The 13,957-nt window shown below is 57.8% G+C and carries 12 protein-coding genes and 2 pseudogenes; 6 read left to right on the forward strand and 8 right to left on the reverse strand.

Annotation, left to right across the window (positions count from 1 at the left end; all coding sequences use genetic code 11):
• Positions 1 to 4 precede the first annotated feature (4 nt).
• Together DA792_RS11560 and DA792_RS11565 are read left to right on the forward strand one after the other, a co-directional pair.
• Positions 5 to 919, forward strand: coding sequence for an ABC transporter permease (locus DA792_RS11560; protein ID WP_107720070.1), 915 nt, complete (start codon positions 5 to 7; stop codon positions 917 to 919).
• Between the two features lie 225 nt (positions 920 to 1,144).
• Positions 1,145 to 2,209 (forward strand): YeeE/YedE family protein, encoded by a 1,065-nt coding sequence (locus DA792_RS11565; RefSeq protein ID WP_107720071.1) that lies wholly within the window; start codon positions 1,145 to 1,147, stop codon positions 2,207 to 2,209.
• Here DA792_RS11565 and DA792_RS11570 read toward each other — a convergent pair.
• Together DA792_RS11570 and DA792_RS11575 are read right to left on the reverse strand one after the other, a co-directional pair.
• Positions 2,142 to 3,428, reverse strand: a complete 1,287-nt coding sequence (locus DA792_RS11570) for a DUF3422 family protein (RefSeq protein WP_107720072.1) — start codon at positions 3,426 to 3,428, stop codon at positions 2,142 to 2,144. The two genes, DA792_RS11565 and DA792_RS11570, sit on opposite strands and share 68 nt — an antisense overlap.
• A 287-nt stretch (positions 3,429 to 3,715) precedes the next feature.
• Entirely contained in the window at positions 3,716 to 4,075 is a 360-nt protein-coding gene (locus tag DA792_RS11575; protein ID WP_107720073.1) for a winged helix-turn-helix transcriptional regulator, read from the reverse strand.
• Between the two features lie 137 nt (positions 4,076 to 4,212).
• Here DA792_RS11575 and DA792_RS11580 point away from each other — a divergent pair, with 137 nt between their 5' ends.
• Positions 4,213 to 4,770, forward strand: coding sequence for a flavodoxin family protein (locus tag DA792_RS11580; protein ID WP_107720074.1), 558 nt, complete (start codon positions 4,213 to 4,215; stop codon positions 4,768 to 4,770).
• 70 nt (positions 4,771 to 4,840) lie between these two features.
• Here the strand turns inward: DA792_RS11580 and DA792_RS11585 are convergent.
• The 3 genes and pseudogenes from DA792_RS11585 to DA792_RS11595 all read right to left on the reverse strand — a co-directional run bounded on the left by DA792_RS11585 (position 4,841) and on the right by DA792_RS11595 (position 8,409).
• A pseudogene (locus DA792_RS11585) lies at positions 4,841 to 6,273 on the reverse strand (NAD(P)(+) transhydrogenase (Re/Si-specific) subunit beta).
• Between the two features lie 12 nt (positions 6,274 to 6,285).
• Positions 6,286 to 7,856: pseudogene (locus tag DA792_RS11590) on the reverse strand (Re/Si-specific NAD(P)(+) transhydrogenase subunit alpha).
• A gap of 109 nt (positions 7,857 to 7,965) precedes the next feature.
• Complete coding sequence (locus DA792_RS11595; RefSeq protein ID WP_107720075.1) at positions 7,966 to 8,409, reverse strand: methyltransferase family protein; 444 nt, start codon at positions 8,407 to 8,409, stop codon at positions 7,966 to 7,968.
• 45 nt (positions 8,410 to 8,454) lie between these two features.
• Between DA792_RS11595 and DA792_RS11600 the strand changes: the two genes are divergently transcribed.
• Entirely contained in the window at positions 8,455 to 8,934 is a 480-nt protein-coding gene (locus DA792_RS11600) for a GNAT family N-acetyltransferase (RefSeq protein WP_107720076.1), read from the forward strand.
• A gap of 15 nt (positions 8,935 to 8,949) precedes the next feature.
• Here DA792_RS11600 and DA792_RS11605 read toward each other — a convergent pair whose 3' ends face one another.
• From DA792_RS11605 to DA792_RS11615, 3 genes are all read right to left on the reverse strand, one after another.
• Complete coding sequence (locus DA792_RS11605) at positions 8,950 to 9,729, reverse strand: gamma-glutamyl-gamma-aminobutyrate hydrolase family protein (RefSeq protein ID WP_107720077.1); 780 nt, start codon at positions 9,727 to 9,729, stop codon at positions 8,950 to 8,952.
• Positions 9,730 to 10,099: 370 nt separating this feature from the next.
• Positions 10,100 to 10,663: a hypothetical protein gene (locus tag DA792_RS11610; protein WP_159075253.1), complete on the reverse strand. Its 564-nt coding sequence runs from the start codon at positions 10,661 to 10,663 to the stop codon at positions 10,100 to 10,102.
• A gap of 169 nt (positions 10,664 to 10,832) precedes the next feature.
• Positions 10,833 to 12,980 (reverse strand): malate synthase G, encoded by a 2,148-nt coding sequence (locus DA792_RS11615; protein WP_107720079.1) that lies wholly within the window; start codon positions 12,978 to 12,980, stop codon positions 10,833 to 10,835.
• Positions 12,981 to 13,117: 137 nt separating this feature from the next.
• On the opposite strand from DA792_RS11615, the gene DA792_RS11620 reads away from it, so the two are divergent.
• Positions 13,118 to 13,486: an ArsR/SmtB family transcription factor gene (locus DA792_RS11620; RefSeq protein ID WP_107720080.1), complete on the forward strand. Its 369-nt coding sequence runs from the start codon at positions 13,118 to 13,120 to the stop codon at positions 13,484 to 13,486.
• Entirely contained in the window at positions 13,464 to 13,937 is a 474-nt protein-coding gene (locus DA792_RS11625; RefSeq protein ID WP_107720081.1) for an SRPBCC family protein, read from the forward strand. Before DA792_RS11620 ends, DA792_RS11625 begins: the two co-directional genes overlap by 23 nt.
• Positions 13,938 to 13,957: the final 20 nt, after the last annotated feature.

A 13,957-nucleotide genomic window follows, 5' to 3' on the forward strand; every position in this document is an offset into this window, starting at 1 on the left:
TCATATGACCGACGCAACCGCACAGACCCAGGCCGACCGTCCGCCCCGCAATCAATGGTGGGACGTGTGGGACCAGTTCAAAACCCACAAAGGCGCGATGGCCGGGCTGATCTTTTTCATCTTTATCATCGCGGCGGTCTATCTTGGCCCCTACCTGTGGAAAATCGACCCGACCTACATCGACTTCCGAGCCCGCAACAAAGGCCCCTCTTTGGCGCATCCGTTTGGCGCCGATCAATTGGGTCGCGACATCTTGGCCCGGATGCTCAAGGGCGGGCAGACCTCGATCTCCGTTGGCCTGACCGCGATGGGGCTGTCCTTGGTTTTAGGCACCTTCGTGGGGGTTTTGGCGGGGTATTGGAAACGGCTGGACGGGCTATTGATGCGCTTCACCGATCTGTTTTTGGCCCTGCCGCTGTTGCCGCTTTTGCTGGTGATCATCATGCTGTTTCGCGATCCGTTGCGGGCGATGTTCGGGCTTGAGACCGGAATTTTCGTCCTCATCGTGTTCGTGATCGGCATCACCTCTTGGATGCAGACCGCGCGGATCGTGCGCGGTGATGTTCTGGCCCTCAAAGAACGCGAATATGTGCTGGCCGCCCGCTCGATTGGCACGCCAAGCCGTCGCGTCGTGCTGCGTCACATCCTACCCAATATCATGTCGCCGATCATGGTTTCGGCCACGTTGGGCATCGCCAATGCGATCATCACTGAATCCGCGCTGTCCTTTCTGGGCCTCGGCTTCCCACCGGATTTCCCAACCTGGGGCCGGTTGTTGTTTGATGCCAAGGACATGATCCAACAATACCCCGAGCGGGTGATTTGGCCGGGTCTGGCGATCTCGCTGACCGTTTTGGCCGTCAATTACATCGGTGACGGGCTACGTGACGCTTTGGACCCGCGCATTCGCGGCCGCTAAGTCAGTCCCGTCAATAAAAACGAAAAACGCGCAGGTCTCGTCTGCGCGTTTTTTTGTGCCATATCACGATACACCCACGAAATGGGGCATCGAAGAATTTGGCCTGTTCAGGAACAATGTTCCTCATACCGCCGCCGCTTGGAACAGCTTCAAGATTGCAAAGCTGTACAATTGGCCTTTATCAAGACGAATATTCCACGCACAGCAGACCTCGGAGACGGACCCATGTACGAGACCCTCGGGCTAGACATTCTGCCACGCCAAGCGGCAATCCTTTTGGGCTTGGCCCTTGGCCTTGCTTTTGGCGTCTTGGCCGAAGTGTCAAAATTCTGTTTCCGCCGTGCGGTGGCCGGAGCCAAAAACGAACGTCGTGCCGCCGCCGGGGTTTGGCTCGCGGGGCTTTCGACCGCCATTTTGGGCACGCAGCTCGCCGTCGCCCAAGGCCTCATCAGTTTCGACGCGCACCGCTTCCTCGCCGCCGACCTGCCGTGGGTGGCGATCATCCTTGGCGGGCTGATGTTTGGTGCGGGCATGGTGTTGACCCGTGGCTGTGTGTCCCGGCTCACCGTATTGACGGGCTCTGGCAACCTGCGCGCCGCACTTGTCTTGGTGGTGTTCGCCGTCGTCGCCCATGCCACACTGAAAGGTATCTTGGCCCCGTTGCGCACGACACTTGGCGCGATCACCGTGCCGCTGCACTCCGCCACGCTGCCCGGGTCTGCGGTGATCTGGACCGTGATTTTGGCCGGGGGCGCGGCACTGGCCGCCTGGTGCTTTTCCGCACGTGGCCGTGATCTTGCACTGGGGGCATTGATCGGCCTTTTGGTGCCTTTGGCGTGGATCGGCACCGGCTATGTGTTGTTCGATGAATTCGACCCGATCGCGATGGAAAGCCTGTCCTTCACCTCGCCCTCCGCCGAAACGCTGTTTTGGACCGTCGCCGCCTCATCCATCCCCGCAGGGTTCGGCACGGGCCTCATCGGTGGCGTGATCTTGGGCGCGCTGATCTCGTCGCTTTCCGCTCGCCGGTTCCAGTGGCAAAGCTTTGAAAACCCGCGCCAAACTGGCCGCTACATGGCCGGGGCGGCTTTGATGGGCGTCGGTGGCGTCCTGGCGGGCGGCTGCACCGTGGGCGCGGGGCTTTCGGGTGTGCCGACGCTCTCATTGGCTGCGATTTTGGCTTTGGTCTCAATCGGGTTGGGCGGTGCTTTGACCGCCCGCCTTATCCAAGGTGATGCTTCTTTATCTGCCGCAAGCCAAGCCACACGGCAAGGACAACCAGCGGCGTAACCATCGCCAAAGCCAAACCTTTCGAAAGGCCCATTGGCTCCAAAACCGGGTAGATCAGATAGCCGACGAGGCTGACCGCATAATAGCTGATCGCCACCACGGACAGGCCTTCCACCGTCTCTTGCAACCGCAATTGCAGATCGGCGCGTTTGTCCATGGATTCAAGCAGCGCTTGGTTCTGCGCCTGACGGCCAACATCAACCTTGGTGCGGAGCAAATTGGCCGCGCGCGCCGCCCGTTCAGCGAGGCTTCCCAATTGCCGTTCAGCGGCTTTGACCGTGCGCATCGCCGGATCGTAGCGCCGCATCATGAACTCGGAAAACAACTGCCGCCCCGAGAAGCGTTCCTCGCGCAGCACATCAACCCGCTGAGTGACGATGGCCTCATAGGCCCCCGTCGCGCCAAAGCGGAAATTGCTGCATGTCACCAGATTTTCGATCCGGGTCGACAGCCCCAAAATATCGTCCAACACCTCCTCGGCCGACGTGGCATTGCGTTCGGTCAGCGCCGTCATCAATTCTGACAGCTCCTTTTCGATATCGGCCAATTCAGACACAACTTTGCGCGCCTGCACGAGGCCCAGCATCGACATGGTTTTGTAGGTTTCGATCTCGCAGAGCCGCTGCACCACCCGGCCGATCCGACGTTGGCCACAATCCGGCTGCGGGAACAGCGCAAAGCGCATGTGCCCGGCCTCATCAATGCGGAAATCGCCCGCGACCACCATGGCCCCGTCCAGCACCCGCGCCACGGCAAGGCTTTCGCGCTCAAACCACTGATCCACCCGGTCAGACACGGCGGCATCATCCGCCACGGTTTCCACCCGGATCAACGCTGAGGTGATCCTTTGGCCGGGGGCTTGGGTCAACCACTCCTCGGGAAACAAATCAAACGTGCCCTTGTCAAAGGCGCGTTCAGAGACGCCGTCGGCAAAGATCGTGTAGGTGACGAATTCGGTGTGGCTTTCCCATTTCAACCGATATTTGCCCAAAGGACCGGAGTAATGGGTCGCCCCCGGAGCCGGATGCGCCGCACCATACCGATCCAACAACGCCAACAGATGCGCCCGGTCCAAATCCCGATCCCGCCGCGCCGCGTCCCCCGACGCCCGGATCGCCAAATAGGCCGCGCGCGCCTGTCCGGCCATTTCCGGGAAAGGCCGTGCGTGCAATTCATTGGCCAATTCGTAACGGCGAGGGTGATCAGTCAGGGGAGCCATGGGACGCCTTTATAGGTAAGGGAACAGGTGCGATTTTTGCACACCATAGGCCGCAAAATGCAATCTGAGAAGAGATAAATTGTCGTAATATCAATAGCTTGATGGAATACCTCCGCATACAAGACATAGGTCGCAGACGCAAAACATCTCTGAACATACCCCACCCAACACCGCACAGTCGGCCTTGAGGGGAGGTAAAAGATATTGAAATTCATGGATTTAGCACTTTTTCCGGGCACTTTTGGCGCAAGAAAACAGCGCGCAGACTAGGCTTAGGCGACATGGGCCTAGTCGGCAAAACCGCCTTCCATGGTCCAGCCATCCGCCACCCAGTGCCGCGACACATCCGCTATTTCGGCCAAGGTTTCACGCAAATCCTGCGCTTTTTCGGTCAGACTATAGGTGACTTGCGGCGGCACTGTGGGTTCATAGTGTCGGTCCACCAGGCCTGCGGCCTCCAATTGCCGCAGCCTTTCGGTCAACACCTTGGGCGATACGCCGGGGATCAATTTCACCAAAGCATTAAAGCGTTGCGGACCTTTGTCCTGCAGTCGCCACAGGATGTAGAGTGTCCATCGCCCCGCAAGCAGGCGCAGGACCTGTTCGACCGGGCAACCAGATGCCGTTTGAGTTGGGGTGTGAGACATTTTGAGGATGGCCCTTTGCAGCTTTACACATGTTTTTTGAAAAAAATCTCTTTAGTTACCAACTGGTATCTACTTACAAATAAAAAGTAAACGCCATAGCCTGCCCTGACACAATGGATGTCACAGGAGAAACAGACATGGCCCAGATCGAAATCGTATATTTTTCCGGCTACGGCCACACAGTCAAACAAGCGCAGGCCGTGGCGGCCGGTGCCGGTGCCTCTGCACGGCTTTGGCGTGTGTCTGATGAGGGAACGCTCCCAGAAGAAGCATGGATGGCGCTGGATCAGGCCGACGCGATCCTGTTCGGGAGCCCCACCTACATGGGCGGCCCCGCCTGGCAATTCAAACGCATGGCAGATGAGAGCTCTAAACGCTGGATGACCCAATCTTGGGATCAGAAACTCATGGGCGGCTTCACCAATTCGGCCTCCACCAACGGCGACAAAGCCATGACGATACTGTTTTTCGCCACCCTTGCCGCGCAACATGGCGGGCTTTGGGTCAGTCTTGGCCAGATGCCTGCCAATGCTTTGGCCAGCGGGCCGGAGGATCAAAATTGGAGTGGCGGCGCGTTGGGGCCCTTGGCGACCTCTCCCTCCGACAGTACGCCCGAACAAGGCCCTCTCAAAGGTGATTTGGACAGTGCACGCGCCTATGGAGAACGTGTTCTCAGCCTCCTGTCCAAAGCCTAACTCAAGACAAGAAAAAAGGGCGGCCCTTTGCGTGGGCCGCCCTTCGTGAGTATTTATCCTGCGATGAACCTTAGTCGAGCTTCGGCAGCAGCGCGTTCATGCTGTCTTTGGCATCGCCGTAGAACATCCGCGTGTTTTCTTTGTAGAACAGCGGGTTTTCGATGCCCGAATAGCCGGTGCCCTGACCACGTTTCGACACGAACACCTGCTTGGCTTTCCACACTTCGAGAACCGGCATCCCGGCGATCGGGGAGTTCGGATCTTCTTGTGCGGCCGGGTTCACGATGTCGTTGGAGCCGATAACAATGACCACATCCGTGTTCGGAAAGTCCTCGTTGATCTCGTCCATTTCCATCACGATGTCGTAGGGCACTTTGGCTTCGGCCAAGAGCACGTTCATGTGGCCCGGCAAACGACCCGCAACCGGGTGAATGGCGAAGCGCACGTTTTTGCCTTTGGCGCGCAGCTTGTTGGTCAGTTCAGAGACAGCCGCCTGCGCCTGAGCCACAGCCATGCCGTAGCCCGGAACGATGATCACGCTATCGGCCTCATTGAGGGCGGTGGCAACACCATCGGCATCAATCGCGATCTGTTCGCCTTCGACTTCCATCGCCGGACCCGTGGTGCCGCCGAAGCCGCCCAAGATGACCGAAACGAAGGAGCGGTTCATCGCCTTACACATGATGTAAGACAGGATCGCACCGGAAGAGCCCACCAGCGCACCGACCACGATCAACAAATCGTTGCCAAGCGAGAAGCCAATCGCAGCCGCAGCCCAGCCCGAGTAGGAGTTGAGCATGGAGACCACCACCGGCATATCGGCGCCACCGATGCCCATGATCAAATGGTAGCCGATGAACAACGCCATCAGCGTCATGATCGCCAGCGGCAAAAAGCCCCCGGTGTTGAAGTACCAAATCAGAGAGAGCACGGAGATCGCAGCGGCAGCCGCGTTCAACATGTGACCACCCGGAAGTTTGGTGGCTTTCGAGTTCAGTTTGCCCGCAAGTTTGCCGAAGGCCACGATGGACCCGGTAAAGGTCACTGCCCCGATGAAGATGCCGAGGAACAATTCGACTTTGAGGATGTTCAGCTCGACCGGGGTTTTATGGGCCAGAAGCGCCGCAAAGCCGTCGAGACCATGACGCGCAGCCTCATCGAGACCAGCCACATTGGTGGCCTCGAAATGGGCGTTAAAGCCCACGAAGACCGCAGCCAAACCGACGAGCGAGTGCATCGCCGCGACAAGTTGCGGCATTTCGGTCATTTCGACCTTGGTGGCAACCATCCAGCCGATGATCCCGCCGCCCGCAATCAGCACGAGCGACAAAAGCCACAGGCCAGAGCCCGGCCCGATCAAGGTGGCGAACACGGCCAAAGCCATGCCGACAATCCCGTACCACACCGCGCGTTTTGCGCTTTCTTGGCCCGACAAGCCCCGAGAGAGAGGATGAAGAGGACCGCTGCGACCACGTAAGCCGCTGTTGTAAAACCGTATTCCATGATCCCTACCCCTTAAGATTTCTGGAACATGGCAAGCATGCGCCGTGTGACCATAAAGCCGCCAAAGATGTTGATCCCGGCCATGAAGACCGACAAAGCACCCAAAACGATCACGAGCCAAGAGTTTGATCCGATTTGCATCAGAGCGCCCAAGATGATGATCGACGAAATGGCGTTGGTGACAGCCATGAGGGGGGTGTGCAGCGAATGCGACACGTTCCAAATGACCTGAAAGCCAATGAAAACGGAGAGAACGAAGACGATAAAGTGCTGCATAAAGGAGGCAGGCGCAACAAGGCCAACCCCCAACAAAAGCACCGCACCGATGGCCATCAACATGACCTGTTGTTTGGTCTGGGCTTTGAATGCGGCGGTTTCTGCGGCGCGTTTTTCCTCTGCCGTCAACACTTTAGCCGCTTCTTTCGGCTTGGCAGCGATGGCTTTGATTTTCGGCGGCGGCGGCGGGAACGTGATCTCGCCTGCATAGGTCACCGTCGCACCCCGGATCACGTCGTCTTCCATGTTGTGATTGACTTGACCGTCTTTTTCCGGCGTCAAATCGGTCATCATGTGACGGATGTTGGTGGAGTAGAGCGTCGAGGCCTGAGCCGCCATGCGGGACGGGAAGTCGGTGTACCCGATGATGGTCACGCCATTCTCGGTGACGATTTTCTCGTCCATTTTGGTCAGCTTACAGTTGCCGCCCTTTTCCGCCGCAAGATCGACAATGACAGAGCCCGGCTTCATCGCCGCGACCATGTCGGGGGTCCAAAGTTCGGGCGCTTCCCGGTTCGGGATCAACGCGGTGGTGATCACGATGTCCACTTCGGGGCCAATTCGCGGAATTTCGCAAGCTGAGCTTCGCGGAATTCAGGAGAGGACACAGAGGCATAGCCGCCCGTGGCCGCGCCATCTTGTTGTTCTTCCTCGAAATCGAGGTAGACGAACTGCGCGCCCATGCTTTCGACCTGTTCGGCCACTTCGGGACGCACGTCAAACGCATAGGTGATCGCACCGAGCGAGGTGGATGTCCCGATGGCGGCAAGACCGGCCACACCGGCACCGACAACCAACACTTTTGCAGGCGGAACTTTACCAGCGGCGGTGATTTGCCCGGTGAAGAAACGCCCGAAATTGTTGGAAGCCTCAATGACTGCGCGGTAGCCCGCGATATTGGCCATGGAGGAGAGCGCATCCATTTTCTGGGCGCGCGAAATCCGCGGCACCATTTCCATGGCGATCACGTTGGCGCCTTTGGATTTGGCCATCTCCATCCCGGCTTCATTGGCGCCTGGATTGAAGAAGGAGATCAAAGTCTGGCCCGATTTGAGCCGCTTCATCTCTGTCTCGGACGGCTGGCGAACTTTGGCGACGATGTCGCAGTCCTTCCAAAGCGCGGCGGCGGTCTTGATGACCTCGACGCCTGCGTCCGCATAATCTTTGTCGGAGAATCCGGCAAGCACACCGGCCCCGGTTTCAACGGCACAGTCATATCCAAGTTTTTGTAGCTGCTTGGCGCTCTCAGGTGTCAACGCGACACGCGCTTCTCCCTCAAAGACTTCCTTTGGAACCCCAAATTTCACGAGATTTTCCTTTTCCCCAGTCCTATTCGCATTCTTGGTGCATCCTTACCCAATCCGACCAATGTTTCGCAACATTATTGCGCTAACATTTTTGCGCCATGGCGAAAGACTACAACCAACGTCGCGTTTTCATCGCCCAAACGGAGAAATCCTGTGGGAATCCCGCCCGAAGCTTTTGTTCTTCCTCAATGATAAATCGCTTTTGAATCACGGCCATAAAGGCCGGAACCAACACGATCCCCATCCAACTGCCGCAAAGTAAAGCAAAGCCTGCGAGTGTAAAGGCGTCCCCCAGATAAATTGGATTGCGCGACAGGGCGTAGACACCATTGGTGACAATCGCGGTGGGCCGTTTGTGGGGGATGACCGTGGTTTTGTGCCGCCACATCGTCCAAGCCGCCACACACATAAGCCCCACACCCAGCGCGATCAAAATCCATCCCGCCAGCGGCACCAGAGGGGGCGCAGCAAAACTGAGGCCAACACGGGCCAAGGCATAAACGGCGGTCATGAAGGCCAAAAGCCAGACGGGGGGATAATCGAGATATTTCATCGCGCCAATCTAGCCGAGACCCCGCCATGCCGCTACACATTCGTCATGAAAATACGTGCCCTGAAATTGCGCCCCGTCACCGCACAGGACGCCGATGCCTGTTACGCCCTGTTTTACCGCACGGTGCATGGCGGCACGGGCGCGTTTTATACGGCTGTGCAACGCGCCGCTTGGGCACCCGCGCGCGATCAGGCCCCCGACACATGGCCCGCACGGCTGACCGCAGGCTATGCAATCTGCGCCACAAGATGGGGACGGCTCAAAGGCTTTTTCACCATGGGACATGATGGCCATATCGACTTTGCCTATGTCGCTTTGGAGGAGATGGGCAAAGGCACAGCCGCCACGTTATATGACGCCTGCGAGGCAGAGGCGCGCCGGCTTGGCCTGTCCTTTATGGAGACAGAGGCCTCGCATCTGGCCCGACGTTTCTTTGAAAAACGCGGTTGGCGCGTTGTGGCGCGTCAAACCGTGATCCGCGACGGCGTTGGGATTGAAAATTTTCGGATGGAAAAGGCGCTGTGAGCGGGATTTGGGCGTTCAAACGGCTTTCGACATCGAGGCACCCGTCCGGGCCGCAGCATAGGCATGAACCGCATCGCCAAAGGCGGTAAACAGCGGCCGCGACACCGGGTCCTGACAGGCGTTCCATTCCGGGTGCCATTGCACCGAAAGCGTGAACCCCGGCGCGTCTTTGACATAAATCGCCTCAGGCGTGCCATCGGGAGCATAGCCTTCGATCACGATGCGTGCGCCGGGGGTTTTGATCCCCTGCCCGTGAAGCGTGTTGGTCATCACCTCGTCGGTGCCAAACAAGCGATGAAACACCCCGCCCTCGCTCAGACGCACCGGATGGCGCAGAGCAAATTTTTCCTCAATCGTACCATCGGGCGGCATGCGGTGGTTCATCCGCCCCGGCAGCTCGCGAATTTCGGGGTAAAGCGTGCCGCCCATGGCGACATTGACCTCTTGAAAGCCGCGACAAATGCCCAAAAACGGCAACCCTGCCGCAACACAGGCGCGAATAAGCGGCAGTGTCACCGCATCGCGACCGCGATCAAACGCACCATGCGCATCGGTTTCGGGTTCGCCATATTCCTCGGGGTGCACGTTGGGCCGCCCGCCGGTGAACAAAAAACCGTCACAGACCGCCATCAACTCTTCGACCGAGACGAGACTGGGATGTGCGGGGATCAAAAGCGGCATACACTCCGAGACATCCGCGAGGGCTTCGGCGTTCATTTTGCCGCCGGTATAGGCCGGGTATTGCCCATTCAGCAGGTCCGAATTTCCGATCACGCCAACGATGGGTCTACTCATGGTATGCCTCTCCTTTTCGGGAAAGAATACCCTCTTTGCGGGCAGAGAAAAGGGGCATGGGTGCGCAGGGGCTCTGCATCCCTGCGCAAATACGTCTTTGCGCTGTTCAAATACTCACAAAACCGGGCCCACTGCCCCCGGATTGATCACACCCGGGATTTGAGCTCCTGTGGAACGTCGCATATCTTTAACGCGATGGCCGGGGTTCTCTGTCTCTAATCAGAGCGCAGCGTCACGCACTATTGCCCCAATCGCCAAGCATTCCTGACCCAACCGGACCTTGATCGCAACATGCCGTGAGGTCCACTATGCGGGACTTTTCAGACTTTCGCTGCGATTGCACCAACGTCTGGTGTTCTTGAAGTCAACGTTATTCAGAGAATCTTTCGAAAAGCACACGATTGTTAGCGGAGATCGCGCTCGCTTCGGTTTGACCATCCCATCCCGTTGAGAAGGTGATCTGCTGGCCGTCAATGGTGAAGCTATAGGTCAATTGGTGCCGTGAACATCGCGTAGACACCCAGTCGAAACGTGTATCTTCGGCAACCCAGCGTGTATCTGCGTGGACCCGTTCAGTTAGGATACGTTCGACACGCCGCCCAATATCCTCCCATGCATGGTCAGATGCGACGCCACCTAATGTCGATTTGTAAGCTGCAATTTCAAAGCGGTAGGTTTTTCCCCGCAACAGCCATGTTACTTCATGGTCGTCAAGCTTCACTTGCGCGGCAACGTCGTCACAACCAATGCAACCGCAATCACACCGCCCAACCAAAACACTGCCCGCCGTTTCGGGTCCGACGATACGCATGAAGTCGATTGGATCCAAGCCCAGATAATCAGTGCCAAGCACATCAGCGCCATCAACAAGTAGTCGAACTTGATGATCATTCGAGAACTCAGCAGGTTCGATCTTGTACGTTAGACTATTCAAAATTTGCTCCTGCCAACAATGAGAGACACAGCAATTGACTTGTGCCAATTTCAACATAGCGGACTTTTAAACGGGGTGCAGCATCGGTCAAACTGGGCTCAAACTCGCCATTCGCTGCGATCTGCGCGAAGGTTTGGTTTTCCATTTGGGTCAGTTTTTGACGCAAAGGTCACAGTCGTCTGACGTTCAACAGCTCCAAACGGCGGGCATGAAGAACGGGTTCGGTGTAGCCCGACGGTTGAACCCGGCCTTTGAACACCAAATCACAGGCGGCTTTGAACGCGATGCCGTCATAGCCCGGCGCCATTGGCGTATAGGCCGCATCCCCCGCATTTTGACGATCCACCACGAGGGCCATCTTTTTCATCGCCGTCATGACTTGATCCTCGGACACCACGCCATGATGTAGCCAGTTGGCCAGACCCTGCGAAGAAATCCGGCACGTGGCGCGGTCTTCCATCAACCCGACATCATGAATGTCTGGCACTTTCGAGCACCCGACCCCCTGATCCACCCAACGCACCACATAGCCCAAAATGCCTTGGGCGTTGTTTTCAACCTCATCGCGGATTTCATCCTCGGACCAATTCACACCTTGCGCCAAAGGCGGCGTCAACAAATCGGCAAGCGTCCCGCGCGCACCGCCTTTGGCGATTGCATGCTGAACGGCAAAGACATCGACCTTGTGATAATGTGTGGCGTGCAATGTGGCCGCGGTCGGGCTGGGCACCCAGGCACAGGTCGCGCCCGCTTTCGGGTGGCCGATTTTGGTCTCCAACATCGCCTGCATCAAATCCGGCATTGCCCACATGCCCTTGCCGATCTGCGCCCGGCCTTTGAGGCCACAGGCCAGACCGATATCGACATTACGATCCTCATAGCTTTTGATCCACGGCTGATCTTTCATCTCGCCTTTGCGGATCATTGGCCCCGCTTCCATCGAGGTGTGGATTTCATCGCCGGTGCGATCCAAGAAGCCGGTGTTGATAAAGGCCACGCGATGTTTGGCGGCGCGGATGCATTCTTTGAGGTTGGCGCTGGTGCGGCGCTCCTCATCCATGATGCCAAGTTTCACCGTGTACTGCGGCAGGCCCAAAATGGCCTCGACCCGACTAAAGATCTCATCGGCAAAAGCCACCTCTTCGGGGCCGTGCATTTTGGGTTTGACGATATAGACCGAGCCTTCGGTTGAATTGCGCGGACCCGTGGTCTTTTGCAGATCGTGCATCGCGATCATCACCGTGACCAGCGCGTCCATGATCCCTTCGCCAATTTCACGCCCCTCCGGGTCCAAAATCGCCGGGTTGGTCATCAAATGCCCAACATTGCGCACCAACATCATCGCGCGGCCCTTGAGCGTCAGCTCCGTCCCATCCGACGCGACAAAGACCCGGTCCGGATTGAGGGCACGGGTGAAAACCTTGCCGCCCTTTGTCACCTCTTCGGTCAAATCGCCCGTCATCAGACCCAACCAATTGCGATAGGCCCCAAGTTTTTCCTCGGCATCAACGGCGGCGACGGAATCCTCGCAATCCATGATCGCGGACACCGCAGATTCGAGCACAATGTCAGACATCCCCGCCGGGTCTTGTGCCCCCACCGGGGTGGACGCGTCGATGACAATGTCAATGTAAAGCCCGTTGACGATCAACAGGATATGCCCTTCGCTTGATCCGGCGAACTGGCTTGGATCAGACAGGCCGGTGACGCCCATCGGGCCATCGACCAAGACCATGCCGTCTTTGACCGAAATCGAGGTCACGTCAGCCCATGAACCTCCCGCAAGCGGGGCAACCGCGTCCAAATGCGCCTTGGCCCAAGCAATCACCCGCGCGCCACGGGGCGCGTCATAGCCTTTGCCCGTCGGCACATCGCCCAGCGCATCGGTGCCATAAAGCCCATCATAGAGCGAGCCCCAACGGGCATTCGCGGCATTCAATGCATAGCGCGCGTTGGTGATCGGCACCACCAATTGCGGGCCCGGTTTGTTGGCGAACTCGGCGTCGATATGGCTGGTCTCGACGGTGAAATCCGGCCCCTCCGGCACCAGATAACCGATCTCACGCAAGAAGTCCGTGTAGGCGCTCGCATCCAACGGCTGACCTTTGCGGGCGATGTGCCAGTCGTCAATCTGACTTTGCATCTCTTCGCGCTTTTGCAACAGCGCCCGGTTTTTCGGGCCGAATGTGGCAACCATATCGGCCAGCCCGCCCCAAAACACCTCAGCCGTCACCCCCGTCCCCACAAGCGCTTGCGTGTCGATAAAGGTGGCAAGCTCTTGGTCGACCTTGAGGCCGGATTTGTCGATACGGATCATACGGGAATCACTTTCGGTCTGGGGTGAGAGCCTCAAATTAACGGGTTTCCTATTGGAAACAAGCCACTCCGCCAAAAAGTTAGTCATACAGCTAAGTTTTGCTTGCGTCATGCAACAGAATCGAAATACTTAGCCACATGACTAAACATTCAAACGATCTCGACACGCTGTTCGCAGCCCTCAGCGACCCGACCCGGCGCGCACTCCTAACCCGTTTGGCGCGCGGGCCCGCAACCCTGTCGGAGCTGCACAGTGCACATGACATGGCTCTGCCGTCGCTGATGGCCCATGTCAAAAAACTCGAAACCGCCGGGCTGATTTCCAGCCAGAAACAGGGCCGCATCCGCACCTGCCGCCTCACCCCCGGTGCCTTTACCCCGGTGCAAAGCTGGCTTGAGGAACAGCACCGCCTTTGGACCGGTCGCCTTGACCGTTTTGACGCCTATGTCACCCAACTCGCTCACCCCTCACAGGAGCACACAGATGATCCTCGACCCAAAGACTGATCTCAGCTTTACCCGTACTCTGGCCGTGCCCCGCACCTTGGTTTGGGACTGTTGGACACAGCCCGAACATATCCCGCATTTCTTCATCCCCGCTCCGCATAAAGTCACCGCCTGCGACATTGATTTGCGCGTCGGGGGCCGGTTCAACACGGTCTTTGACGTCGATGGCACGGTGATGGAAAACAACGGCGTCTATCTTGAGTTGATCCCCGGCAAAAAGCTTGTTTTTACAGACGGCTATTCCGAAGGATGGAAGCCCGCGCCGGACCCGTTCATGACCGCAATCCTGACCTTTGAAGATGCCCCCGACGGTGGCACAATCTACACCGCAACCGCTCGGCACCGCTCAAAAGAGGCGGCACAAACCCATAAGGACATGGGCTTTTTTGACGGCTGGGGCACGGTGGTGGATCAACTCGCCAGCTACGCCGCGAGGCTCACGCGGCTTTGACCCATATTTCAACCCTCTGA

The organism is Celeribacter baekdonensis (assembly GCF_003047105.1).
Lineage (GTDB): Bacteria > Pseudomonadota > Alphaproteobacteria > Rhodobacterales > Rhodobacteraceae > Celeribacter > Celeribacter baekdonensis_B.